This window comes from Achromobacter pulmonis (assembly GCF_902859765.1).
GTDB classification, from domain to species: domain Bacteria; phylum Pseudomonadota; class Gammaproteobacteria; order Burkholderiales; family Burkholderiaceae_B; genus Achromobacter; species Achromobacter pulmonis.
Genome location: NZ_CADIJV010000001.1, coordinates 244604 through 270534, shown reverse-complemented (window position 1 = coordinate 270534; position 25931 = coordinate 244604). Strand labels below are relative to the sequence as shown.

The 25931-nt window shown below is 67.3% G+C and carries 23 protein-coding genes; 18 read left to right on the top strand and 5 right to left on the bottom strand.

All coding sequences use genetic code 11. The features are described from left to right. Positions 1 to 34 precede the first annotated feature (34 nt). Entirely contained in the window at positions 35 to 826 is a 792-nt protein-coding gene (locus tag HV701_RS01225; RefSeq protein WP_175131324.1) for a deaminated glutathione amidase, read from the bottom strand. A 177-nt stretch (positions 827 to 1003) separates the two neighbouring features. Between HV701_RS01225 and HV701_RS01220 the strand changes: the two genes are divergently transcribed. The 9 genes from HV701_RS01220 (at position 1004) to HV701_RS01180 (ending at position 10843) form a co-directional block, all read left to right on the top strand. Continuing rightward, a complete protein-coding gene (locus tag HV701_RS01220; RefSeq protein ID WP_175131323.1) occupies positions 1004 to 2272 on the top strand; it encodes an amino acid deaminase in 1269 nt (422 codons plus the stop codon). 148 nt (positions 2273 to 2420) lie between these two features. After that, positions 2421 to 3980, top strand: coding sequence for an ABC transporter substrate-binding protein (locus tag HV701_RS01215; protein ID WP_175131322.1), 1560 nt, complete (start codon positions 2421 to 2423; stop codon positions 3978 to 3980). Positions 3981 to 4065: 85 nt separating this feature from the next. Then, positions 4066 to 5007, top strand: a complete 942-nt coding sequence (locus tag HV701_RS01210) for an ABC transporter permease (RefSeq protein ID WP_175131321.1) — start codon at positions 4066 to 4068, stop codon at positions 5005 to 5007. Between the two features lie 120 nt (positions 5008 to 5127). Next, positions 5128 to 5997 (top strand): ABC transporter permease, encoded by an 870-nt coding sequence (locus tag HV701_RS01205; RefSeq protein WP_175131320.1) that lies wholly within the window; start codon positions 5128 to 5130, stop codon positions 5995 to 5997. Positions 5998 to 5999: 2 nt separating this feature from the next. Beyond that, positions 6000 to 7007 (top strand): ABC transporter ATP-binding protein, encoded by a 1008-nt coding sequence (locus HV701_RS01200; protein WP_175131319.1) that lies wholly within the window; start codon positions 6000 to 6002, stop codon positions 7005 to 7007. Then, positions 7004 to 8005 carry an ABC transporter ATP-binding protein gene (locus HV701_RS01195; RefSeq protein WP_175131318.1) on the top strand — a complete coding sequence of 334 codons (1002 nt, stop codon included), beginning with the start codon at positions 7004 to 7006 and terminating at the stop codon, positions 8003 to 8005. Before HV701_RS01200 ends, HV701_RS01195 begins: the two co-directional genes overlap by 4 nt. Positions 8006 to 8038: 33 nt before the next feature. Next, positions 8039 to 8911, top strand: coding sequence for a MurR/RpiR family transcriptional regulator (locus HV701_RS01190; RefSeq protein WP_175131317.1), 873 nt, complete (start codon positions 8039 to 8041; stop codon positions 8909 to 8911). Between the two features lie 14 nt (positions 8912 to 8925). Then, complete coding sequence (locus HV701_RS01185; protein ID WP_175131316.1) at positions 8926 to 10407, top strand: N-acyl-D-amino-acid deacylase family protein; 1482 nt, start codon at positions 8926 to 8928, stop codon at positions 10405 to 10407. Between the two features lies 1 nt (position 10408). Beyond that, positions 10409 to 10843, top strand: coding sequence for a RidA family protein (locus HV701_RS01180; RefSeq protein WP_175131315.1), 435 nt, complete (start codon positions 10409 to 10411; stop codon positions 10841 to 10843). 418 nt (positions 10844 to 11261) lie between these two features. Here the strand turns inward: HV701_RS01180 and lolA are convergent, their stop codons facing one another. Together lolA and HV701_RS01170 are read right to left on the bottom strand one after the other, a co-directional pair. Next, positions 11262 to 11897, bottom strand: coding sequence for an outer membrane lipoprotein chaperone LolA (lolA, locus tag HV701_RS01175; protein WP_175131402.1), 636 nt, complete (start codon positions 11895 to 11897; stop codon positions 11262 to 11264). Next, positions 11897 to 14272, bottom strand: coding sequence for a DNA translocase FtsK (locus HV701_RS01170; protein WP_175131314.1), 2376 nt, complete (start codon positions 14270 to 14272; stop codon positions 11897 to 11899). Before HV701_RS01170 ends, lolA begins: the two co-directional genes overlap by 1 nt. Before the next feature lie 42 nt (positions 14273 to 14314). Between HV701_RS01170 and trxB the strand changes: the two genes are divergently transcribed. Genes trxB through HV701_RS01145 form a run of 5 tightly spaced genes read left to right on the top strand, consistent with a single transcriptional unit; the run spans position 14315 to position 18037 of the window. Further along, entirely contained in the window at positions 14315 to 15274 is a 960-nt protein-coding gene (gene trxB, locus HV701_RS01165) for a thioredoxin-disulfide reductase (protein WP_175131313.1), read from the top strand. After that, entirely contained in the window at positions 15261 to 15947 is a 687-nt protein-coding gene (locus tag HV701_RS01160) for a Smr/MutS family protein (RefSeq protein ID WP_175131312.1), read from the top strand. The genes trxB and HV701_RS01160 overlap by 14 nt, the downstream gene beginning before the upstream one ends. Continuing rightward, positions 15944 to 16273, top strand: coding sequence for a DMT family transporter (locus tag HV701_RS01155; protein WP_175131311.1), 330 nt, complete (start codon positions 15944 to 15946; stop codon positions 16271 to 16273). The genes HV701_RS01160 and HV701_RS01155 overlap by 4 nt, the downstream gene beginning before the upstream one ends. Next, positions 16270 to 16914 carry a hypothetical protein gene (locus HV701_RS01150; protein ID WP_175131310.1) on the top strand — a complete coding sequence of 215 codons (645 nt, stop codon included), beginning with the start codon at positions 16270 to 16272 and terminating at the stop codon, positions 16912 to 16914. Before HV701_RS01155 ends, HV701_RS01150 begins: the two co-directional genes overlap by 4 nt. Next, positions 16901 to 18037, top strand: a complete 1137-nt coding sequence (locus tag HV701_RS01145; protein ID WP_175131309.1) for a hypothetical protein — start codon at positions 16901 to 16903, stop codon at positions 18035 to 18037. The genes HV701_RS01150 and HV701_RS01145 overlap by 14 nt, the downstream gene beginning before the upstream one ends. On the opposite strand, the gene HV701_RS01140 is transcribed toward HV701_RS01145, so the two are convergent. Beyond that, positions 18034 to 20121, bottom strand: coding sequence for a sodium:solute symporter family protein (locus HV701_RS01140; protein WP_175131308.1), 2088 nt, complete (start codon positions 20119 to 20121; stop codon positions 18034 to 18036). The genes HV701_RS01145 and HV701_RS01140 overlap by 4 nt on opposite strands. Next, positions 20121 to 20399, bottom strand: a complete 279-nt coding sequence (locus tag HV701_RS01135; protein ID WP_175131307.1) for a DUF4212 domain-containing protein — start codon at positions 20397 to 20399, stop codon at positions 20121 to 20123. Before HV701_RS01135 ends, HV701_RS01140 begins: the two co-directional genes overlap by 1 nt. Positions 20400 to 21172: 773 nt before the next feature. Here HV701_RS01135 and kdpF point away from each other — a divergent pair. From kdpF to kdpC, 4 genes are read left to right on the top strand one after another with little or no spacing between them, the layout of a single operon-like run. Next, entirely contained in the window at positions 21173 to 21262 is a 90-nt protein-coding gene (gene kdpF / locus HV701_RS01130; protein WP_175131306.1) for a K(+)-transporting ATPase subunit F, read from the top strand. Continuing rightward, a complete protein-coding gene (gene kdpA, locus HV701_RS01125) occupies positions 21262 to 23058 on the top strand; it encodes a potassium-transporting ATPase subunit KdpA (RefSeq protein WP_175131305.1) in 1797 nt (598 codons plus the stop codon). Before kdpF ends, kdpA begins: the two co-directional genes overlap by 1 nt. 22 nt (positions 23059 to 23080) lie before the next feature. Then, positions 23081 to 25240 (top strand): potassium-transporting ATPase subunit KdpB, encoded by a 2160-nt coding sequence (gene kdpB, locus HV701_RS01120; protein WP_175131304.1) that lies wholly within the window; start codon positions 23081 to 23083, stop codon positions 25238 to 25240. Positions 25241 to 25271: 31 nt separating this feature from the next. Continuing rightward, on the top strand, positions 25272 to 25880 hold the full coding sequence (gene kdpC, locus HV701_RS01115) for a potassium-transporting ATPase subunit KdpC (protein ID WP_175131303.1): 609 nt from the start codon (positions 25272 to 25274) through the stop codon (positions 25878 to 25880). Positions 25881 to 25931 lie beyond the last annotated feature (51 nt).

Below are 25931 nucleotides of genomic sequence, written 5' to 3'. Positions count from 1 at the left end.
GCCCCGCCCGGCGGGCCGGGGCGCAACCCGCCCCTCAGGCCAGTTCCGGCCTGGAAAAACGGCGGTTGGCCAGCACCGGCAGCACCTTGCGGGCATGCGCCAGGCGCTCGGGGTCGATGTCGGCGAACACCAGCGCCGGCGCCTCGCCGGCCTGCGCCGTGACCACGCCCAACGGATCGACCACCATGCTGCAACCGATATTGCGTTCGCCGCACTCGCCGGTGGCGGCGACGTAGCACGTGTTTTCCAGCGCGCGCGCCGTCACCAGCACTTCCCAGTGCCTTTCCTTCAACGGGCCACGCACCCAGGCCGCCGGCAACGCCAGCAGATCGGCCCCGTCCAGCGCCAGGCGCCGGGCCAGCTCGGGGAAACGCACGTCGTAGCAGGTCATCAGGCCGACCTTCAGGCCACCGATCTCCAGTAGCGGCGGGATGTCGTTGCCGGGCGTGACGTTGGTCGATTCCTTCATGGTGAAGGCGTCGTACAGGTGCAGTTTGCGGTACTGGGACACAATGCGGCCATCCTGCAACGTGACCAGGGTGTTCCAGACCCGGCCGTCGCCGGCCGGCACGTGCACGCACATCATGGTGGCCAGCGACGAGCCCCGGCTGGCCTCGAGCAGACTCGTCATGAAAGGGCCGTCCAGCGGCTGCGCGGCCTTCAGCACGATCTGGGGATCGGTGATGTCGCGCGCCAGGATGCCCTCGGGCAACACCAGCAGGCCCGCGCCCCCCGCGCTGGCGCGCGCCATGAGGTCGACACAGACCTGGGCGTTTTCTTCCCAGACGCGACTGACGGCGAACTGGCCCAAAGCAACTTTCAGCATGAATCTTCCTTGTGTGTGGGGCGACGGACGGGCTGCGCCGCGCGGTTTCCTATTGTCGCGCCAACCCGCGGCCGGCAGCGACTACGGGTAACTCCCAACTCCCGCTTGTAAATTTCTTTCAGGATAATTAAAAAAAACGGATTTACCGTAAATATTTTCCAAAAACGAACCGCCGCCATGCCCCACTCCTCGACCACCGCAGCCCTCCTGGATGCCAACGGCAAAGGCCTGGGCGCCTTTCCCGCCGCCTATACCAACGCCGACGTGGCCGCGCTGAACTGGAATCTGCTGACCGAGGACGTCAGCCTGCCGGCGGCCGTGCTGTACGAGGCGCGTGTGCGCCACAACCTGCAATGGATGCAGCGTTTCATGGAAGCCTACCGCGTCAAGCTGGCGCCGCACGGCAAGACCACCATGAGCCCGGCGCTGTTCCAGCGCCAGATCGACAACGGCGCCTGGGGCATCACCCTGGCGACCGCGCCGCAGGTGGTGGCGGCCTACCACCACGGCATCCGCCGGGTGCTGATGGCCAACCAGTTGGTCGGCCGCGCCAACATGGCGCTGATCGCCACGTTGCTGCGCGACCCGGCGTTCACCTATTTCTGTATCGTCGACTCGGCCGCCAATGCCGCCCAGTTGGGCCGCTACTTCGGCGAGCAGGGCCTGGTGCTGCCGGTACTGATCGAACTGGGCCCGGCCGGCGGCCGCACCGGGGTGCGCGACGACGCGCAATTGCAGGCCGTGGTCGAGGAAATCGGCCGCTGGCCCAGCCTGGCGCTGGCAGGCATCGAGGTCTACGAAGGCGTGCTGCAGGAGGAAAGCGCGATCCGCGCCTTCCTGCGCCGCGCCACCGACGCGCTGCGCCGCCTGGCGACGGCCGGCCGCCTGCGCAAGAACGGCCCCGCCCTGATCTCCGGCGCCGGTTCGGCCTGGTTCGACGTGGTGGCCGAGGAATTCTCGCAACTGGACATCGGCGCGCCGCTGGAAATCGTGCTGCGCCCGGGCTGCTACCTGTCGCACGACGTCGGCGTGTACCGCACCGCGGCCGAACGCATCAACGCCCACAATCCGGTGGCCCACGACATGGAACCGGGCCTGCAGCCGGCCCTGCAGGTCTGGGCTTATGTGCAGTCGCTGCCCGAATCCGGCCGCGCCATCGTGGCCCTGGGCAAACGCGATGCCGCCTTCGACGCCGGCCTGCCGGTGCCGTCGCTGCATTTCCGCCCCGGGCAACGCGCGCCCGGCACCGCGCCGGCGCACTGGAAGCTGACCGCCATGATGGACCAGCACGCCTTCATGCAGATCGGCGACGCCGACGACATCCAGGTCGGCGACATGATCGCCTTCGACATCTCCCACCCCTGCCTGACGTTCGACAAGTGGCGCCAGGTCCTGCTGGTGGACGAGCAGTACCGCGTCATCGACGTGGCCGACACCTTCTTCTGATTCCGGCGGCGCGGCCTGCCGCGCGGTCCGTTGCAATACCGACAAGCCTCACGCCCGGGGGGGCAAGAAAGTACTCGGGCCTCCGGCGCCTTACCCGCATTCACCGAATCACGCGACACCCTGTTTTTGACCCTCTGGAGAGAGAATCATGAACTTCCGTACCTCCCGGCAAGGCGGCGGGCTGAAAAGCCTGCTCGTGGCCGGCGCGATTGGCTTGACCGCATTGTCGTCCCCCGCCCTCTGTGCCACGCCGGTCAAGGGAGGCACGATTTCGGTGGCCACCATCGGCGAGCCGCCCACCCTCGATCCGATGAGCAGCACCGCCGATCTGGTCGGTATCCTGACGCAGCACTTCTTCGAAACGCTGTACACCTTCGACGCCAAGTGGAACCTGACGCCGCTGCTGGCCGACAAGATGCCCGAGGTGACGCCGGACGGCCTGGTCTACACCATCGCCCTGCGCCAGGGCATCACCTTCCATGACGGTTCCAAGATGGATTCGTCGGACGTGCAGGCCTCGCTCAAGCGCTGGACCGAGACCGCCACGCGCGGCAAGATGGCCGCCAAGGTCATCGCCAGCATCGAAGCGCCCGACGCCAACACCATCCGCATCACCCTCAAGCAGCCCTACGCGCCATTGACCGCACTGCTGGCCATGAACAATGCCGCCGCCGTGATCATGCCCAAGGGCAAGATCGCCCCGGTCCTGACCGAGATCGTCGGCACCGGCCCCTACCAGCTCAAGGCGCGCGTGCCGGACCAGTACATCCAGCTGACCCGCTTCGAAGGCTACAAGCAGCGCGCAGGCGAGCCCGACGGCTACGGCGGCGCACGCAAGCAATACCTGGACGAGATCCGTTTCGTGCCGGTGGCCAACGCCAACACCCGGTCCGAAGCCGCCGCCGCGGGCCAGTTCGACTACGTCGATTCGCTGCCGGTGGAAGCGCTGGACAAGCTCAAGGGCGGCCGCTCCGACCCGATCATGCTCAAGCCGTTCGGCTGGCCGCGCCTGGTGCTCAACACCAAGCAGGGCATCATGTCCAACCTGGCGGTGCGCCAGGCGGTGCAACTGGCCCTGAACGAAGAAGACATGCTGTACGCCGCCTTCGGCAACAAGGACTTCTACAAGCTCAATGGCGACCTCTATCCGGAAGGCTATCCGTGGGCCACGTCGCTGGGCGGCAAGGTCTACAACAAGGGGGATGCCGCGGCGGCCAGGAAACTGCTCGACAGCGCCAACGTGGCCGACAAGAAGGTGCGCATCCTGACCAGCCAGCAATACGAATTCCATTACAAGATGGCGCTGGTGGCGGCGGAATACCTCAAGGCCGCCGGCTTCACCGTCGACATGCAGGTGGTGGACTGGGCCACGCTGACGCAGCGTCGCCAGGACCCGGCCGTGTGGGACATCTTCATCACCCACAGCGTGTTCCTGCCCGAGCCCGCGTTGATCGACTTTCCGTCCAAGGATGCGCCGGGCTGGTGGGACACGCCGCGCCGCGCGCAAGTGATGGACGCCTTCAACCAGGCCCGCACGCAGGAAGAACGCGTCAAGCGCTGGGCTGACGTGCAGCAGGCCGTGTATGACGAAGTGCCGTTCGTGAAGGTCGGCGACTTCAACGCCCAGGCCGCCCGTTCGCCGTCGCTGCAAGGCGTCAAGCCGGCGCCGTGGCCGTTCTTCTGGAACGCCTGGAAAACGCCGAAGTAAGCCGGGGCGCGGGGCCGGGCCGCCTCGGGCCCGCCCCGCCCGAACCACCGCGCCGGCACTGGCGCGCCCATCCTAGGATGCCACTGTGTTGCGTTATCTCTTGAACCGGCTGGTCGGGCTGGTGGCCGTGATGTTCATCGTCGCGACCATCGTGTTCGTCATCATCCGCGTCACGCCCGGCAATCCCGCCGCCGTGATGCTCGGTCCCCAGGCCAGCCAGGCCGACATCGCCGCGCTGGAACACCAGTTGGGTCTGGACCGGCCCCTGCCCGTGCAGTACCTCTCATGGCTGGGCAAGCTGGCGCAGGGCGACCTGGGCCAGTCCATCTTCATGAACAAGCCGGTGCTGTCGGCCCTGGCCGACCGCGCCGAACCGACCCTGCTGCTGACGCTGATGTCGCTGTGCATCGCGACGCTGATTGCGCTGCCGGTGGGCATCCTGTCGGCGGTCAAGCGCGGCACCACGCTGGACCAGTCGGTGTTGTCGTTTTCCATGTTCACCTCCAGCGTGCCGAGCTTCTGGCTCGGGCTGCTGCTGATGCAGGTGTTCTCGGTCAAGCTGGGCTGGCTGCCGGTGTCGGGCTATGGCGGCCCGGATGCCTCGTTCGCCACGCGGGTATCGCACCTGGTGCTGCCGGCGGTGGTGCTGGGACTGGTGAATTCGGCGCTGATCACCCGCTTCATCCGCGCCAGCATGCTGGACGTGCTGCGCGACGACTACGTGCGCACCGCCCGGGCCAAAGGCCTGCCGGAAAGCCGCGTGATCCTCAAGCATGCCGTGCGCAACGCGCTGATCCCGATCCTGACGGTGCTGGGCCTGACCACCGCCCTGCTGATCAGCGGCGCCGTGGTCACCGAGACCGTGTTCGGCCTGCCCGGCGTGGGCAGCCTGGTGGTGTCGGCGGTGCTGCGCCGCGACTACCCCGTCATCCAGGGTGCGCTGCTGATCATCGCGGCCATCTACGTGCTCATCAACCTGTTCATCGACCTGTTGTATCTGCTGGTCGATCCGCGCGTACGCTATTGATGATGAACCCACCCCCGACGCGCCTTCGGCGCCTCCCCCTCAAGGGGACGCCACCGGCGGCCCGGCAAAGCCGGCTCCGCGGTGGCCCCGCTTGGAAGTGTTGCGAACGAAACGACCGAAATGACTAATCCGACTACAGTTGACGCCGGCACGGACCGCTGGCAGGTGCTGCGCCTGCTGGTGGCGCGCAAGACCGTGCTGGTCAGCCTGATCGTGCTGGTCGTGCTGGTGGCCGCGGCGCTGCTGGCGCCGTGGCTCAGCCCCTATGACCCGTTCAAGCTCTCCATCATGAACCGGCTCAAGGCGCCCGGCGCCGCGCACTGGTTCGGCACCGATGATTTCGGCCGCGACGTGTTCAGCCGCGTCATCTACGGCGGCCGGCTGTCGCTGATGGTGGGCTTCTCGGTGGTGATCCTGTCCAGCGTGCTGGGCATCGCGTTGGGGCTGATCGCCGGCTTCTTCCGCTCGGCCGACAAGTTCGTCTCGCGCCTGATCGACGCCATGATGGCCTTTCCCGACATCCTGCTGGCGATCTCGCTGGTGGCGGCGCTGGGGCCGTCGCTGGTGAACGTGGTGATCGCGCTGGGCATTGTCTATACGCCGCGTCTGGCCCGCATCGTGCGCGCCTCGACCCTGGTGATCCGCGAGCTGCCGTTCGTCGAAGCCGCCCGCGCGCTGGGCGTATCGACCTGGCGCATCGTCACCGTGCACGTGCTGCGCAACCTGCTGTCGCCGATCCTGGTGCAAGGCACCTTCATCTTCGCCTACGCGATCCTGGCCGAAGCCGGCCTGTCGTTCCTGGGCGTGGGTGTCTCGCCCGACATTCCCACCTGGGGCACCATGATCAACGCCGGCCAGCAGTACATGGGCTCGGCCGACTGGATCATGATCTTCCCCGGCATCGCCATCGTCCTCTCGGTGCTGTCGCTGCAACTGGTCGGCGACGGCCTGCGCGACGTGCTCGATCCGCGCCTGCGCAAGGAGCTGTAATCATGACCGCAAGCACCCGTGACATCGTGCTGTCGGTGGAAGGCCTGAAGACCTGGTTCCACAGCCGCGACGGCATCGCCAAATCGGTGGACGGCGTCACCTTCGACCTGGCGCGCGGCGAAACGCTGGCCATCGTCGGCGAATCCGGTTCGGGCAAATCCGTCACCAGCCTGTCCATCATGGGCCTGCTGCCCAAGCCGGCCGGCCGCATCGAAGCGGGCCAGATCCGCTTTCGCGACCGCCGCGGGCAGGAACACGACCTGGCCCATGCCTCGCCGGCCACGCTGCGCCGCATCCGCGGCGCCGAGATCGCCATGATCTTTCAGGAGCCCATGACCAGCCTGAACCCGCTGTACACGGTGGGCGACCAGATCGCCGAGGCCGTGCTGCAGCACGAGGGCGGCTCGCGCGCGGCGGCCATGAAGCGCGCCCGCGACATGCTCGACCGGGTCGAGATCCCGGCGGCCGACCGGCGCGTCAACGAATACCCGCACCAGATGTCCGGCGGCATGCGCCAGCGCGTCATGATCGCCCTGGCGCTGGCCTGCAACCCGGCCGTGCTGATCGCCGACGAACCCACCACGGCGCTGGACGTGACGGTACAGGCGCAGATCCTGGACCTGCTGCGCCGGCTGCAGGCCGAGATGAACATGAGCATCCTGTTCATCACCCACAACCTGGGCGTGGTGGCCGAGATCGCGCATCGCGTGGCCGTGATGTATGCCGGCCGCGTGGTCGAGGACGCCGGCGTCTACGACCTGTTCGAAAAGCCCACCCATCCGTACACGCGCGGCCTGCTGTCCTGCCTGCCGACCGCCGCGCTGCTGGCCGCCGGCGAGCGCCTGCGCGCCATTCCCGGCAACGTGCCGAGCGTGCTGTCGCTGCCCGCCGGCTGTACCTTCGCGCCGCGCTGCGCGCTGGCCGACGACAACTGCCGCCGCGACGTGCCCGAACTGGTGGCGGTGCAGGACCGGCACCACGCCCGCTGCATCAAGGTGACCCCGCTATGACCGCAAGCCCCCAACCCGCGCGCGCCGCCGAACCCCTGGTGCGCATCGAGGACCTGAAGGTCCACTTCCCCACCTCGCAGGCGCGCAACGCGCCGGTGGTGCGAGCGGTCGACGGCGTCAGCTTCGACGTGCCGCGCAACACCATCGTCGGCCTGGTGGGCGAGTCCGGCTCGGGCAAAACCACCACCGGGCGCGCCCTGCTGCGCCTGTTCGCGCCCACCGCCGGCCGCCTGGTGTTCGACGGCCACGACCTCACCCGCCTGTCTGAAAAAGAGATGCTGCCGTGGCGCCGCCGCATGCAGATCGTGTTCCAGGACCCCTACGCCAGCCTCAACCCGCGCATGACCGTGGCCGAGATCCTGGGCGAGGCGCTCGACACCCATGAGCTGGCCCAGCACCGCCGCGCGGCCCGCATCGGCGAACTGCTCGAGCGCGTCGGGTTGAACGCCGATCACCGCCGCCGCTATCCGCACGAGTTCTCCGGCGGCCAGCGCCAGCGCATCGGCATCGCCCGCGCCCTGGCGGTGGAGCCGGACTTCATCGTGGCGGACGAACCGGTGTCGGCGCTGGACGTGTCGGTGCAGGCGCAGGTGCTGAACCTGCTGCAGGACCTGCAACGCGACCTGGGCCTGACCATGCTGTTCGTGGCCCACGACCTGGCGGTGGTCGACTATCTTTGCGACGAAGTGGTGGTGATGTACCTGGGCCGCGTGATGGAACGCGGCCCCACCCGCGAGGTCTACGCGCGGCCGCGCCATCCCTACACCCGCGCCCTGCTGTCGGCCGCGCCGGTGCCCGATCCGCGTGCGCCGCGTTCGCGTATCCTGCTCAAGGGCGATATTCCCAGCCCGGTCAATCCGCCTTCCGGCTGCGTCTTCCGCACCCGTTGCCCGCACGCCATCGAGGCCTGCGCCATCACCGAAGCGCGCGACGTCAGTGTCGGACCTGGCCACTTCGCGGCCTGTTCGCGCCTCGGCGATCCCGAACTGGCCGTGTAAAGGGCTCCGCCCGCTTCGACCCAGGAATACCACATGAACATCATCCGCGACATCGTCTTCCAGATCCGCAGCCGCCGCGACGACCTGAGCGTCACCGAACGCAAGGTCGCCGACGCCATCCTGGACAACATCATCTGGAGCGCCAGCGCCACGGTGGACCAACTGGCGGCCAAGGCCGGCGTCAGCATCGCCACCATCTCGCGCTTTGCGCGCACCGTGGGCTGCGACGACACCCGCGACCTGAAGATGAAACTGGCGCAGGCCAGCACCGTGGGCAGCCGCTTCCTGGACCCGAGCGCGCCGGCCGAGGAAAGCACGTTCTATGCGCGTATCTACGCCGACATCGAAAGCACGCTGCGCGCCCATCTGCCCACCTTCACCGAGCCGCTGTTCGAGGCTGCCGCCGGCATCGTCGATGGCGCCCGCATGGTGTATGTATTCGGCATGGGCGGCGCCTCGGCCGTGCTGGCGCAGGAAGTGCAGTCGCGCCTGGTGCGCCTGGGCTACCCGATCGCGGTCTACAGCGACGCGGTGCTGCTGCGCATGGTGGCCGCAACCCTGGACGAGCGCGATGCCGTGGTGATCCTGTCGGCCTCGGGCCTGACGCCGGAGATCGTCGGCGCGGCGCGCATCGTCAAGCAGTACCGCGCCCGCATCGTCGCCGTCACCGACGCCACCTCGGAACTGGCCAAGCTGGCCGACGTGGTGCTGCCGATACGCACCGACGAAACCGACTTCATCTACAAGCCCTCGGCCTCGCGCTACGCCATGATGCTGGCGATCGATCTGCTGTCGACCGAGCTGGCCATGCTGAACCAAGAAGAAAACCGCGAACGCCTGCGCCGCATCAAGCTGGCGCTGGACGAATACCGCGGCGGCCCGAACCGGCTGCCGCTGGGCGACTGACCCTGGAAACCAAGATGTACGACACCCTCATCGGCAACGTCCGCGTGCTCGACGGCTCGGGCGCTGCCGAATATGCCGCCGACGTGGCGCTGGCCGGCGGCCGCATCGCCGCCATCGGCGACCTGTCCGGCACCGCGGCGCGCCAGGTCATCGACGGCGCCGGCCTGGCGCTGGCGCCCGGCTTCATCGATGTCCACACCCATGACGACACCAACGTCATCCGCACGCCCGGCATGCTGCCCAAGCTGTCGCAGGGCGTGACTACCGTGGTGGTAGGCAATTGCGGCATCAGCGCCGCGCCGGTTGCGCTGCGCGGCGAGCCGCCCGACCCGATGAACCTGCTGGGCCGGCGCGAGGACTTTGCCTACCCGACCTTTGCCGACTACACCCGCGCCATCGAGGCCGCGCAACCCGCCGTGAACGTCGCCGCGCTGGTCGGCCATACCGCCCTGCGCAACAATTACCTGGACCGCCTCGACCGCAGCGCCACGCGCGACGAAGTGATGGCCATGCGCGAACAGCTGCGCGAGGCCCTGGCGCACGGCGCCATCGGCCTGAGCACCGGCCTGGCCTACGGCTCGGCCATCGAGGCCGACACCGCCGAGGTCAAGCTGCTGGCCGAGGTCCTGGATGAGTTCGGCGCGCTCTACACCACCCACCTGCGCTCGGAATTCGCCGCCATCCTCGAAGCCATGCAGGAAGCCTTCGACATCGCCCTGCATGCGCGCGTGCCGGTGGTGGTGTCGCACCTGAAATGCGCCGGGGCCGGCAACTGGGGCCGCACGAAGGAAGTGCTGTTCAAGCTGGAGAACGCCGGCCGCATGCAACACGTGGGCTGCGACTGTTACCCGTACTCGGCCAGCTCGTCCACGCTCGACCTCAAGCAGGTCACCGACGAATTCGATATCGACATCACCTGGTCGGTGCCGCACCCCGAACAGGCCGGCCGCAAACTCGCCGCCATCGCCGCCGACTGGAATGCATCGTTGCTGGAAGCCGCCAGGCGCCTGCAACCAGCCGGCGCGGTCTATCACAACATGCACGAGGACGACGTGCGCCGCGTGCTGTCGAACCGGCTCACCATGGTCGGCTCCGACGGCCTGCCCAACGACCCCATGCCGCACCCGCGCCTGTGGGGCGCCTTCCCGCGTGTGCTCGGCCACTACAGCCGCGACGTCGGCCTGTTCCCGCTGCCCGAGGCCGTCCACAAGATGACAGGCCTGTCCGCCGCCCGCTTCGGCCTGGCCGAGCGCGGCCTGGTGCGCGAAGGCTTTCATGCCGACCTGGTGCTGTTCGACCCCGCCACCGTCATCGACCGCGCCACCTTCGCCGCCCCGGTCCAGACCGCCGCCGGCATCGAAGCCGTCTGGGTCAACGGCGTGCTGTCCTACCGCCACGGCCAACCCACCGGCGACCGCGCCGGCCGCTGGCTGCCCCGCAACGGCGACCTGCGCGCCAGCTTCGCCGCCTCAACCCCTGCCCCCAAGGAGCCCTGACATGAGCAGCACCATCCCCACCCCCGACAACAACGGCATCACCCGCTACGGCGTTGCCGGCGGCACCGGCCAGGGCGGTTCCCACATGCCCTTCGCCCGCGCCGTCGCCGCCGACGGCTGGCTCTACGTCTCGGGCCAGGTGCCCATGGAAAACGGCGAAGTCATCGAAGGCGGCACCGTGGCCCAATGCCACAAGGCCATCCAGCAAGTCCTCGCCATCCTCAAGGAAGCCGGCTACGGCCCCGAGCACGTCGTGCGCTGCGGCGTCTGGCTCGACGACGCGCGCGACTTCCCGTCGTTCAACAAGGTCTTCAAGGAATATTTCGGCGAAAATCCCCCCGCCCGCGCCTGCGTGCAGTCGCCGCTGATGGTGGATGCGAAGGTGGAAATCGACTGTGTGGCGTATAAGCGCCCCCACGCCGCGCCCACTGCGTGAGCTAGCTGCCCCCCGAGGGGGCTGCCCGGCCTTCGGGCGGCCGGGCGGCCGGGCGACCCTCCCAGCCCAAGCCGCTCGCTGCGCGCATCGGGCGACATCGCCCATCAAGCCCCTAGCAAGCGCGCAGCGACCACCACCCCGCCGCAAGACATCACGTATGCCGGAATCGGCCGCCCGCGGGGCGCGCAGGCGGTGAGCGCGCCGTCGATGCGCCCGACGGAATCCGAAGGCAGCCGCCGCAGGCGGCAACGAGGATGAGGATGGGGTAGTCCGGAGCGAACGCTCCGGACCGCAATCGTTGGCGCGCTCACCGCCTGCGCGCCCCGTGACGGGCGGCCTACGAAGCAACCACCGCACCAAGCAAGAAACAAATACTCAAGAACTCAAAGGCAAGCCAGCAAAGACGCCGCTGGACTCCCTACATCTTGACGACATCCACGCCCTTGGGCGCCACAAACCGAAACTCCCCCTCGCCAAGCTTGGGGTTGGGCACGATCCCCGAAAGATCCACCCGCGTCGTCTGCCCGAAAGAATCCAGCAGTTCAACCCGCACCGGCAGATTGTCCTTCATTCCGATATCCACCCGCGAAAACCCGGCATCCGCCGTGCGCGGCTTGGCCCGCAGCCAATCGATGCCATCCTTGGACGGCAACGCCGTCACCACGAACGACTGCTCCAGCGATCCCGACCCGAACAGGATCGCCGCCGGCGACGTGCCGATTGCCGCGTCCACCTTGCGCTCGGTCACCTGCGCCAGATCCGGATCGAACTGGAACACCTGCTTGCCATCGGAAATCACCAATTGCTCATAGGGCTTCTGCACCGCCCACTTGAACTTGCCCGGCCGCTGGAACGAGAACACGCCCGTCTGCGCCGGCTGGGTACGTCCCTGCGTATTGACGGTGTATTGCGAAAACGACCCCGTCGCCGCCGTCACCGTGCTCACGAACGCGCGCAACTGCTCCTGCGCGCTGGCGGCCATGGCCGAAACCGGCGCCAGGGCCGGAACCACGCACAAGGCCAGGGTGGCGGCCAGGCCGCGAAACGTCTTCATCATGCTTCCTCTCGGGCGGCGGCGGGCACCAGGATTTCCCGGTTGCCATTGGACTGCATCGCCGACACGATACCCGATTGCTCCATCTGTTCCAGTAACCGCGCCGCACGGTTGTAACCAATGCGCAGATGGCGCTGCACCAGCGAGATCGAGGCGCGGCGATGCTTGAGCACCACCTCGCAAGCCTGGTCGTACATCGGATCGGACTCGGCGTCGCCGCCGATGCCGGTGACACTGCTGGCGCCTTCGCCGCCGTCACCTTCGAGCCCGCCTTCCAGCAGGCCTTCGACATAGTTCGGCTCGCCCTGCGCCTTCAGGCTTTCCACGACGCGGTGCACTTCATCGTCGCTGACGAAGGCCCCGTGCACGCGCACCGGCAGGCCGGTGCCCGGCGGCATGTAGAGCATGTCGCCCTGGCCCAGCAGGGTTTCCGCGCCCATCTGGTCGAGAATGGTGCGAGAGTCGATCTTGGATGACACCTGGAAGGCGATGCGGGTCGGGATGTTGGCCTTGATCAGGCCGGTGATGACGTCGACGCTGGGACGCTGCGTCGCCAGGATCAGGTGGATGCCCGCCGCGCGCGCCTTCTGCGCCAGGCGGGCGATCAACTCTTCGATCTTCTTGCCCACCACCATCATCAGGTCGGCCAGTTCGTCGATCACGACCACAATGGTGGGCAGCGGCGACAGCGGCTCGGGCTGGTCGGGCGTCAGCGAGAACGGATTCGGAATCGGCTCCTCGCGCTTGATCGCGTCGCGGATCTTGGTGTTGTAGCCGGCCAGGTTGCGCACGCCCATCTTGCTCATCAGGCGATAGCGTTTTTCCATTTCGCCCACGCACCAGTTCAGCGCATTGGCGGCCTGGCGCATGTCCGTGACCACCGGCGCCAGCAGGTGCGGAATGCCTTCGTAGACGCTCATTTCGAGCATCTTCGGGTCGATCAGGATCACACGGGTGTGCGAAGCATCGGCCTTGTACAGCAGCGACAGGATCATGGCGTTGATCCCCACCGACTTGCCCGACCCGGTGGTACCCGCCACCAGCAGGTGCGGCATCTTGGCCAGGTCGGCCACCACCGGATTGCCGGCGATATCCTTGCCCAGCGCCATGGTCACGACCGAATGGCTGGCGTGATAGGTCTGCGACCCCAGGATCTCGGACAGCTTGACCATCTGGCGGCGCGGGTTGGGCAGCTCCAGGCCCATCAGGTTCTTGCCGGGGATGGTTTCCACCACGCGGATGCTGACCAGGCTGAGCGCGCGCGCCAGATCCTTGGCCAGATTGACGATCTGGCTGCCCTTGACGCCGGTGGCCGGCTCGATTTCGTAACGCGTGATGACCGGACCGGCCTGCGCCGCCACCACGGTGACGGACACGCCGAAGTCGGCCAGCTTCTTTTCGATCAGGCGCGAGGTGAATTCGATGGTCTCGGCCGACACGGTTTCCTGGTTGGCCAGCGGCGGATCCAGCAGGCTGATGGCCGGCAGGTCGCCTTCGCCGCCGGGCGGCGCGAAGAACAGCGACTGCTGCTTTTCCTTTTCGACCCGTTCGGACTTGGGCACCACGGTGATTGCCGGCTCGATGCGCACCGGCTGCTCGTGCACCAGCTTTTCCTGCTTGGCCACCACCTGTTCAGTGCGTACGGCCTTGGCGACTTCACCGACCTTGCGGTCTTCGCGCGCGGCATACGAGTTGCGCACCCGGCGCACCAGGCCTTCGAGCCAGGCGCCGACCCGCTCGGACACGGTCAGCCACGAGAACGAGAAGAACAGGCTCAGGCCGATCGCCAGCATCACCAGGAAGGCCAGCGTGCTGCCGGTGAAACCGATGCTGCGGCTCATCAGATCGGCCAGGGTATGGCCGATGACGCCGCCCGCGCCGCTGGCGTTTTCCGAGGCGCCCGGCAGATGGGTGCCGCGGCTGGCCAGACGCAGCGCTTCCATCCCCAGCGAACCGACCAGCAGCAGCAGGAACCCGATGCCCTCTTCCCAGTGGACACGCGGCAACACCTCTGGCTGCTTACCATTTGTAACGCGAAGATGGCTGGCGAGGCGGCGATAACCCGCCCGCACCCGGTGCAGCAGCAGCACCACCCACCACCAGGCGGAAAAACCGAACAGATACAGCAGGATGTCCGCCAGGTAGGCACCCAGCGTCCCACCCTTGTTGTGGATGACCCCGGCGGGGACGGAATGCGACCAGCCCGGGTCGGCCGCGCTCCAGGTGGCCAGCACCAGGGTGAGCCAGGCCGCCAGGGCGGCGAAGAGGATCCAGCGGGCCTCGCGCAGCAACGCGGAAATACGCGTTTGCAGGGGCGAGGGCCCGTTGCGGGTATTGCGCGAGGCGCGCGGAGAAGCAGTCGAGATACGCGGCATGCGGCTCATTATAATTGGGCGTTAACCTAAAGATACCCGCCCATGTCCACGCCTACGCACGCTAAAGTTTTGATACTCGGATCCGGCCCCGCCGGTTACACGGCGGCCGTCTATGCGGCACGCGCCAATCTGAGCCCCGTCCTTGTTACAGGTCTGGCCCAAGGCGGCCAGCTGATGACCACCACCGACGTCGACAACTGGCCGGCCGACGCCGAGGGCGTGCAGGGTCCGGACCTGATGCAGCGCTTCCAGAAGCACGCCGAGCGCTTCAATACCGAAATGCTGTTCGACCACATCGCCAAGGTCGACCTGTCCAAGCGCCCCTTCACCCTGACCGGCGACACCGGCAAGGTCTATACCTGCGACGCCCTGATCATCGCCACCGGCGCCTCGGCCAAGTACCTGGGCCTGCCTTCGGAAGAGGCCTTCATGGGCCGTGGCGTGTCCGGCTGCGCCACCTGCGACGGCTTCTTCTACCGCAACCAGGACGTGGTGGTGGTCGGCGGCGGCAACACCGCCGTCGAGGAAGCCCTGTACCTGTCCAACATCTGCCGCAAGGTCACCCTGATCCACCGCCGCGACAAGTTCCGCGCCGAACCGATCCTGGTCGACAAGCTGATGAGCAAGGTCGAGAACGGCAACATGGAACTGAAGCTGTTCCACACGCTGGACGAAGTGCTGGGCGACGACGGCGGCGTCACCGGCGTGCGCGTGCGCCACGTCGACACCGGCGCCACCGAAGACCTGGCGGTCACCGGCGCCTTCATCGCCATCGGCCACCAGCCCAACACCGAGATCTTCCAGGGCCAGCTCGAAATGAAGGACGGCTACATCGTCACCAAGAGCGGCCTGTCCGGCATGGCCACCATGACCTCGGTCCCGGGCGTGTTCGCCGCCGGCGACGTGCAGGACCACGTCTACCGCCAGGCCATCACCAGCGCCGGCACGGGCTGCATGGCCGCCCTGGACGCACAACGGTGGCTGGAGAATGCGGGGCAATAAGGTCGGCGCGGCCGACCTGAAACGCCTCAAGAAAGACCTGCAGGCCGAGCGGGAGCGCGCCGCCCTCGCCCAGCGGGTGGCCGCGCTCAAGCAAGCCGCGCCGTCCGCCGCGGCCGAAACGGACCCGGCCGATGACATGGCCGCCTTCCGGCGCTCCATGCAATCGGTCACGCCGATCCGCCAGGTCGCGCGCGTCGAGCACAAACCGGCGCCCCCGCCCGCGCCGGCCCTGCGCCGCGCCAATGCGCTGGGCGAGACCAGCGTGCGAGCCGACGCAGGCGTCTCGGACGGCGGCGAAATCACCCATCTGCTGTCCGAAGGCGGCACCGCCTTCGTGCGCGGCGATGCCGCGCACGACACCGCGCGCAACCTGCGCCGCGGCCAATGGCGCGCCGGCGCCGAACTCGACCTGCACGGCCTGCGCGTGGAACAGGCGCGCCACGCCCTGCTGTCATTCCTGGACGAATGCCAGGAACACGGCATCCGCTGCGTGCGCGTCGTGCATGGCAAGGGCTACGGCTCGCAAGGGCTGGAACCCGTGCTCAAGGACAAGGCCCGCACCTGGCTGGTGCAGAAAAACGAGGTGCTGGCGTTTTCGGAGGCGCCCGAACGCGAAGGCGGCGCTGGCGCCCTGCTGGTGCTGCTGCGGCAGTCGGACGGGCCGCGCAAATGAAGTGGCTCTACCTCGGCGTGGCCATCGTCGCCGAAATCTTCGCCACCAGCGCGCTGAAAAGCTCCGACGGCTTTTCGCGCCTGTTGCCGTCGCTCGTGACGGTATTCGGCTACACGATCTCGTTCTATTTTCTATCGCTGACGCTGCGCGAGGTGCCGGTCGGCATCGCCTATGCCATCTGGTCGGGCGTGGGCATCGTGCTGATCTCCATCGTCGGCGCCCTGTTCTTCAAGCAGCACCTGGACACGCCCGCCCTGATCGGCATCGGCCTGATCATCGCCGGCGTGGTGGTGATGAACGTCTTCTCGAAGTCCGTGCCCCATTGATCCGTCAAACCGCGCCCTCGACGGCCTCCTGGCGCCACCGGCTGGCCGCAGGGCTATGTCTGGCCTGGCTAAGTCTGCTGCTGGCCGGCAACGCCTGGGGACAGGAATTCGACCGGGCTGCGCAGCAGTTGCGCTACCGGGCCTGGCTGGCGCTCTTCAAACAGGACATGGACCGGCTGGCGGCCATCCGCCGCCCCTTGTCGGAAGCCGAACTGGACGCCCTCTTCGCCAGCTCGGTCGTGCCAGGTTCGCGCGGCGCGGCGTTCATCCGCCAGGCGTTCACGCAACGCGCCGGCGGCACCACTTATTTTCCGCGGCCCGGCCCGCGCACCGTGCTCATGGCCGTGCTGGACAGCGCCATTCCCGCCGGGCAAGGAGGGCCGTACCCGGAAAGCGACCCCGCCCTGGACGTTACGACACTGACGGTCTGGTACCTGCACGTGGACGTCGGTGACATGACCAACACCTACCTCCTGTCAGGGGAACACTTCAAGCCCTACCGGCTGCCGCCCCCCGGCAAGCTGGAACGCAATGCCTACCCCTTCGTGCTGATGGATCTGCAGGACGCCACACCGCGCCTGGGCGGCATCGGCGCCGAACTCTGGGGCTTGGTCGCCTACTTGCACAATGCCGCGCATTGATTCGTTTCCGCTCCGGCTGGCGCTGACATTGCTGGCCGTCGTGCCCGGACTCGTCCACGCGGCCTGTGAACCGCTCGCCGCGTCCGCGCGGCGCCACACCCAGGTCATCGACATCAGCCTGGATGAGCAGAACACCCTGCTGGCGTTGGATGGCTCGCGCATCCGCTCATGGCTGCCCAGCGTGACCGTCGAAACCGGCACGCGCGCCAGGCCCGTCATCTGGGCCGAACAGGTGGACTGGTCGGTTTACGCCGCCGCCCCGGGCGCCCGTATCGGGGTGACCATGCTGCGCTGGGAAATCCGCGCCGATGGCCGCCCACGCCTGTGCGGCATCGCGCGATACGCCGCCGACACGGTGCGCCGGGTGCGGGCCTCGGGTGACGCTACCCTGCCCCGTCCCGCAGCGGAAACCCGCTACTACTATGACGCGCAGGGCCGCCTGGCGGGCTACGAGGAACGCACGCGCGCATGGAACGGCGTCGCGGGCCGGCCAGCGCGCTACTGCCTGCGCTACGACGAATATGGCTGGTTGGCGGAGGTGGGCGCCAACGACTGCGCGGCCGCCCGGCCCAGCAGCCGTTACGTCCACAACGCCGCCGGCAGGCTGCTGCGCACCATCTCGTACCAGGTCGAATCCGGCGATGCCGTCGCGGTGACGACATTTGACACGCATGGCCGCGCGGCGGCGCGCTATCTGCGGGAAGTCTCGGTACAACCGGACGGCCGTCCCCAGTTGGGTCCGCCCTATCGGGACCGCCCGGGCGAGCACGCCATCATGGTGTTGCCCGGCCCCGCGTGGCGCCCGCCCGCATTGGAGTCCTATCACTACGACTGGGCCATCGTGCAACCCACCCCGACCGATGACGCCAGCGATGTCTATGCCGCCAAGCGCGACCCGGCCCAGGTGCTCGCCACAGGCAACAGCGGCAACGGCGCTCAGTTCATTCTGAGCGCCGCGCAACGCAAGCGCGTCTGGGAAGCCGCCGGCGAAACGCCGGGCGGGGTGCAATGGCTGTGGGCGCCCGGACAGATCCACACCTTGCTGCAGGCCATGCCCCGGCAGGCCTGGAACACCTGCATCGACCCACACAACCGGCACGCCCACGCCTGCGAAGCGCCTTAGGCGCTCTCCGTCGGCGGCTTCGACGCCCCCGGCTGGCGCAGGTAGTCCACCAGGGCCAGCGTGGCCCGATCCGGCCGCGGGGTCAGCAGCGACACCACAATGATCGTCAGGAACGCCACCGGCGCGCCGAACACGCCGGCAGCGATCGGCTGGATGCCCCACCACAGGTCCACCGGCTCGGTCCGCGAAATCCCCAGCACCCACTCCCGCAGCCAGGGATGCGTATGCGTCATGTATGCGAACGTCGCCAGCAGCCCCGCCGCCATGCCGAGCGTGGCCCCCCATTTGTTGGCGCGGCGCCAGAACACCCCCATGACCAGCGCCGGGAAGAACGACGAGGCCGCGAACGAGAACGCCGCCGACACCATGAACAGAATATCGGCCGGCTTGCGCGCCGCCACCCAGGCCGCGCCGAAGGCCACCACCAGCAACAGGATCTTGGATACCATCACCCGCCGCGCCGCCGACATGCGCGGCGAAACCATCCGGTACCACATGTCGTGCGACAGCGAATTGGACAATGTCAGCAACAGGCCGTCGGCGGTCGACAGCGCCGCCGCCAGGCCGCCCGCCGCCACCAGGCCGGAAATCACATAGGGCAAGCCGCCGATCTCGGGCATGGCCAGCACCACCACGTCGGCGCCGATGCTGATCTCGCTGAGCTGCACCACGCCATCGCGGTTGATGTCGGTCACGTCCAGCAGGTTGCTGTCGACCGCGCTCCAGGCATGCACCCAGTTCGGCAGACTGAGGAAATTCGACCCCACCACCTGGGTATAGACCTCGTACTTCACCAACAGCGCCAGGGCGGGCGCCATGAAATACAGCAATAGGATGAACAGCAACGACCAGCACACCGAACGGCGCGCCTCGACCACCGACGACGTCGTATATGAACGCATCAGGATGTGCGGCATGCCGGCAGTGCCCAGCATCAGGCACAGCACCAGCGCCAGGAAGTTGATGCGCATGTTGCGCCGCTCTTCCGGATCGGCCGATGGAAAAGGCTCCGCATGCGGCGTCAGCGGCGCGGCGCGCGCCTCGAAAGTGGACTTGGCCTGCGACCAGGCGATACGGGCGTCCTCCACCGTCGGCGGAAACGTCGCCAGTTCGCGCTCGACCGAGCGGATCTCGACCATGGGCGCATCGCTGGCATTGAGCTGGGCCAGGCGGCTACGCAGTTTGTCCTTTTCCAGCGCCCAGGATTCCGGCAGGTCGCGCACCCGCTGCGCCATCTCATCGGCGTGCTGCTGCCACAACCGGCGCACCTCGATCTCGGCCGGATCGTTCTGCAGATAGACCTCTTTTTCCGTCACCTGCTGCAGCACCACCCCGGCCGACAGCTGCGGCACCGGCATGTCGGTATGCTTGATCGACAGCCACACCACGGGCACCAGATAGGCAATGACCAGGATGATGTACTGCCCCACCTGGGTCCAGGTAACGGCGCGCATGCCCCCCAGGAAAGAACAGACCAGCATGCCGCCCAACGCCACGAAGATGCCCAGCTCGAACGAAATGCCGGTCATGCGTGTGGTGATGATGCCCACGCCGTAGATCTGCGCCACCAGATAGGTGAACGAGCAGAGGATGGCGCAGGCCACGCCCGCCAGCCGCGGCAGATTGCCGCCATAGCGCGCGCCCATGAAATCGGGAATGGTGTACTGGCCGAAGCGGCGCAGGTACGGCGCCAGCAGCATCGACACCAGCACGTAGCCGCCGGTCCAGCCCATGATGTACGCCAGCCCGCCGTAGCCCGTCAGGTAGAGCGTGCCGGCCACGCCGATGAAGGACGCCACCGACATCCAGTCGGCGGCGGTCGCCATGCCGTTGTAGATGGCCGGCACGCGCCGGCCGGCGACGTAGTATTCGACCTGGTCCGAAGTGCGGCAGACGATACCGATGCCCGCATACAGGCTTACCGTGACCAGCAGGAACACATAGCCGATCCAGTTGCGCGGCAGGCCCAGGATCTCGGCCAGCGCCATCAGCAGGATCATCAGCGCGAATCCGGCCGTATACAGCACGTAGATGCGGCGCAGCCGGATGCGGAATTCCTGCGGGGTATCTCCGCCGAACGGCATCAGCGATTCCCCCTGGCCTCTTCGGCGCGCCGGTCGGCGCGGTTCATGAGCCGGGCGTAGATGCAGATGATGATCAGGTAGGCCAGCGGCGCGCCATAGGCCGCCATCCAGAACGAGAACGGCCAGCCGATGAAGTCGAACGACAGGTCGCGAGCGAAATAGGATGGAATGAATGTCAGCGCCGCCCACACGACCACCAGCAATGCGATCAGCCGCACGTTGCGGCGCCAATAGCGGGACGGGGAGGAAGATTCGGAGGAAACGCGGGATTCCGGCATAGCTGGCGTGAGCGAAACCTGAGGAATATCGCGAAACGCGGCGCTTGAAAAGCCTGGCGGGACGAAATTCGGGCTTTTTATGCGACAACGGCTGGCACTGCCTGGTGCCAGCCGTTGTGCGTTTTGCTTTTTTTGAGTACTGCTACTTTTTTTATGTACCGGTGCCGCCGGTAATTGCCCATGCAGGGCTTTGTCTCCTCACCTGCATGGGAAGAGATTCTGCACCAGATGCGGGAATGTCACACTAGGGGAATGCCCTAATTCGGCGCATTCATTTACTTATTACTCGCACCATATTGGTGCGTTTTGGTGTTTCCATTCTAAATACTGGGATTTTCCCCATCAAATCCCGACTTCCAGACTGCCTCGGCCCGCGCCGGCACGCCCGATTTTGAGCCCGGCTCAAGAATCGGCCGCCGCCGCGCCCGCTTCCGGGCACGCGCCGCGCCCGCTTTCCGGGCAGCCCTGCCGCGCCATGGCGGCGCATGCGCTGGCCGCAATGATAGTCGCGCGTCTTTACGTTCCGTTTACATCGGCACGCCAAAGCTATACCCCGTTTTTACCCCCCGCTCCGTAACCTGCCGGCGTCCTGATTGGTCATTACGCCCGCGCGGTCCGCATCCCTTTTGCCGCGCCGGCCCATCGTTCGCAGGGAGCGTCGCTCCCGGGAGGAAAAACGTGGATGTCATCTATATCGCGATCTTCGCCGCCATGGCCGGGCTGACCTGCGCCCTGGTCCGGTTCTGCGAAGCCTTGTCTGCAGGAACGCAATCATGAGCGCGCTTTACTGGCTAAGCGGCGTCACGGCCGCGCTGCTTTTTGTGTACCTGTTGATCGCCCTGTTCAAACCGGAGAAGTTCTGATGACTGCCGAATTCATCGGATTGCTGGTCCTGTACCTGGCGGTCCTGCTTGCCATAGCGCCTTTTCTCGGGCGCTACATCCGCATCGTCATGGAAGACCGGCAATCCCGGCTGACCGCCTGGGGCCGCCCGCTCGAACGTGGCATCTACCGGCTGGCGGGCATCGACCCGCAGGCCGAAATGGGCTGGAAACGCTACGCCCTGGCCGTGCTGGCCTTGAATATCCTGGGCGTCATAGCGGTCTACGCCTTGCAGCGCCTGCAAGGCCTGCTGCCGCTGAACCCGGCGGGCATGGGCGCGGTCTCGCCCGACTCCTCGATCAATACCGCCATCAGCTTCGTCACCAATACCAATTGGCAGGGCTACGGCGGCGAATCGACCATGAGCTACCTGACGCAGATGCTGGCCATGACGGTGCAGAACTTCGTCTCGGCCGCCACCGGCATCTCGGTCCTGTTCGCGCTGATCCGCGGACTGGCGCGCCACGGCTCGGCCACGCTGGGCAATTTCTGGACAGACCTGGTGCGCTGCACGCTGTACCTGCTGCTGCCGCTGTCGCTGGTGCTGGCGCTGGCGCTGGTCAGCCAAGGCGTGATCCAGAACTTCAACCCCTACCAGGAAGCGCAGACGCTCGAAGCCCTGCACTACGAACAGCCACGCGTTGACGCGCAGGGGCAGCCGGTGCTGGATGCCAGCGGCCAGGCCGTCACCGACCCGGTCATCGCCCGGACGCAGACGCTGGCGATGGGGCCGGTCGCCTCGCAGGAAGCCATCAAGATGCTGGGCACCAATGGTGGCGGCTTCTTCAATGCCAACTCGGCTCACCCGTTCGAAAACCCGACTGCGCTGTCGAACTTTCTGGAAATGCTGGCGATCCTCGTGATCCCCGCCTCGCTCTGCTTCGCTTTCGGCGAGATGGTGGGCAACCGGCGCCAGGGCATCGCCATCCTCGCGGCCATGACACTGCTGTTCGCGGCGTTCGCGCTGAGCACCGCCTATTTCGAACAGCAGCCCAATCCGATGGCCGCCCAAGCCGGCGTCAACAACGCGATGAGCGCGCTCGCGCCCGGCGGCAATATGGAAGGCAAGGAAACCCGTTTCGGCATCGCCGCCACCTCGCTGTTCGCCACCATCACCACGGCGGCCTCCTGCGGCGCGGTCAACGGCATGCATGACTCGTTGAATCCGCTGGGCGGGCTGTCGCCGATGCTGCTGATGCAACTGGGCGAAGTGGTCTACGGGGGGGTCGGCTCGGGGCTGTACGGCATGCTGGCGTTCGCCATCCTGGGCGTGTTCATCGCCGGCCTGATGGTCGGCCGCACGCCCGAGTACCTGGGCAAGAAGATCGAGGCCCATGACATGAAGATGGTGTCGATCGTGATCCTGGCGACGCCGCTGCTGGTGTTGGGCGGCACGGCGCTGGCAGTATCGGCGGCGGCCGGCCAGGCAGGCGTGCTCAATCCCGGCGCCCACGGTTTCTCCGAGATTCTGTACGGGCTGTCCTCGGCCGCCAACAACAATGGCAGCGCCTTCGCCGGCCTGTCGGCCAATAGCCCCTTCTACAACGTACTGCTCGGCGCCGCCATGTGGTTCGGCCGCTTCGCCGTGATCGTCGCGGTGTTGGCGCTGGCCGGTTCGCTGGCCCCCAAGCGCCGCCTGCCCGCCGGCCCCGGCGGCATGCCGACGACCGGTCCTCTGTTCGTGGTGCTGCTCATCGGCGCGGTGCTTCTGGTGGGCGCCCTGACCTATGTGCCCGCGCTGGCCCTGGGCCCGGTCGCGGAACACCTGCAACCCTGAACACAACAGGCTAGGAAAGAAAATGGCCAAGATTGAAATGTCTACCCAAGGCGCCGGCGGCGCGACCGCCCGCGTACCCGCGGCTGTGCCGCCGGAACGCAAATTCAGCATGTGGTCCGGCGCCCTGGTCGGCCCCGCGCTGCTGGACAGCCTTCGCAAGCTCTCGCCCGCGGCCCAGCTCAAGAACCCGGTGATGTTCGTGGTTTATGTGGGCAGCATCCTGACCACGATCCTGTGGCTCATGGCGCTAGGTGGCCACGCCGAGGCCCCTGCAGGCTTCACCCTCGCGATCACGATATGGCTCTGGTTCACCGTGCTGTTCGCCAATTTCGCCGAGGCGCTGGCCGAGGGCCGCGGCAAGCAGCAGGCAGCGACTCTGCGCGGCCTGCGCACCACCATCGAGGCCCGCCTGCTCAAGGGCTTTCGCGAGGAGGACGCAAGCCATGCCGAACCGGCGCAATGGCGCAGCCGCGCCGTCAGCCAGCCTTCCGGCCTGCTGCGCCGCCATGACGTGGTGCTGGTCGAGGCCGGCGACACGATCCCGGGCGATGGCCAGGTCATCGCCGGCGTCGCCTCGGTGGACGAAAGCGCCATCACCGGGGAGTCCGCCCCGGTGATCCGCGAGTCCGGCGGCGACTTCTCGTCGGTCACCGGCGGCACCCGGGTGCTGTCCGACTGGATCTTCGTGCGCATCGCCGCCGATCCGGGCGATAGCTTCCTGGACCGCATGATCGCCATGGTCGAAGGCGCCAAGCGCCAGAAGACCCCCAACGAACTGGCGCTGACCATCCTGCTGGTCGGCCTGACGGTGGTGTTCCTGCTGGTGGTCACGACCCTGATGCCGTTCTCGATCTACGCGGTCACGAGCGCCGGCGGCGGCGCCGTCATCACCATCACCGTGCTGGTGGCGCTGCTGGTGTGCCTGATCCCCACCACCATCGGCGGCCTACTGTCGGCCATTGGCGTAGCGGGCATGAGCCGCATGATGGGCGCCAACGTGATCGCCACCTCGGGCCGCGCGGTGGAAGCCGCCGGCGACGTTGACGTGCTGCTGCTGGACAAGACCGGCACCATCACTTTCGGCAACCGCCAGGCCTCCACCTTCCTGCCCGCGCCCGGCGTGTCGCCGCGCGAACTGGCCGACGCGGCGCGCCTGGCCTCGCTGGCCGACGAGACGCCCGAGGGCCGCAGCATCGTGGCGCTGGCCGACAAGGCCATCCACGCCCCGGCCCTGCACGCCTCGGACGCCGAGTACGTGCCGTTCAGCGCGCAGACCCGCATGAGCGGCGTCAACCTGAAGGACCGCCTCATCCGCAAGGGCGCGGTCGACGCGGTGTGCGCCTGGCTGGCCGAGCAGGATGCGACCGTGCCGGAGCAAGTGTTGCGGCTGGCCGAGGATGTCGCGCGCCGCGGCAGCACGCCCCTGCTGGTCAGCGACGGCAACCGCGCCCTGGGCGTGGTCGAGCTCAAGGACATCGTCAAGCCCGGCATCCAGTCGCGCTTCGCCGAATTGCGCCGCATGGGTATCAAGACCGTGATGATCACCGGCGACAACAAACTCACCGCCGCATCGATTGCGGCCGAGGCCGGTGTCGACGACTTCCTGGCCGAGGCGACACCGCAAGCCAAGCTCAAGCTGATCCGCGACTACCAGGGCGAAGGCCGCCTGGTGGCGATGACCGGCGACGGCACCAACGACGCGCCGGCGCTGGCCCAGGCCGACGTCGCGGTGGCGATGAATTCCGGAACGCAAGCCGCCAAGGAAGCCGGCAACATGGTGGACCTGGATTCCAACCCCACCAAGCTCATCGAGATCGTCGAGATCGGCAAGCAGATGCTGATGACGCGCGGCGCGCTCACCACCTTCAGCATCGCCAACGATGTGGCCAAGTACTTCGCCATCATCCCGGCGGCATTCGCCACGGTGTACCCGCAGTTGAATGTGCTGAACATCATGGGCCTGACCACGCCGGCCTCGGCCATCCTGTCGGCCGTGATCTTCAACGCGCTCATCATCATCGTGCTGATCCCGCTGGCGCTCAAGGGCGTGCGCTACCGGCCGCTGGGCGCCTCGATCCTGCTGCGCCGCAATCTGCTGATCTACGGACTGGGCGGTTTGCTGGTGCCATTCGCCGGCATCAAGCTGGTCGACATGGTGCTGACCGCCCTGGGCTGGGCCTGACCCCTACCCGCTAACGAAAAAGGAACGCCACATGAAACCCACCCTTTCCCTGCCGCGCCAAGGCGGCATCCTGCGCCCCGCGCTGGTGGTCTTTGTCGCCCTCTCCCTGGTTACAGGCCTGGCCTATCCCTTCCTGACCACCGGCATCGCCGCCGCCGTGTTCCCGCACGAGGCCTCCGGTTCGCTGATCCGGCAAGGCGACAAGGTGATCGGCTCGGAGTGGATCGGCCAGTCGTTCAGCGCGCCCCAATACTTCTGGGGCCGCCCGTCGGCAACGTCGCCGATGCCCTATAACGGCGCCAACTCCGGCGGCTCCAACCTGGGGCCGCGCAATCCGGCCCTGGCCCAGGCGATCCAGACGCGGATCGCCGCCCTGAAGGCCGCCGATCCGGACAACCCCACACCCGTGCCGGTGGACCTGGTCACGGCGTCCGGCAGCGGCCTGGATCCTCACATCAGCCCGGCGGCAGCGGCATACCAGGCCGCGCGCGTGGCCCGCGCCCGCCACCTGACCCGCGCCCAGGTCGACGCCCTGATCCAGGCCAACACCAGCAGACCGTGGCTGGGCGTGCTGGGCGAGCCGGTCGTCAACGTGCTCAAGCTCAACCTGGCGCTGGATCAGCAGGCGCCGGTGAAATGAAGCGCCAGCGTATAGTATTGCCAGCCGTTATCTCCCTCTATTTGCGCGTTC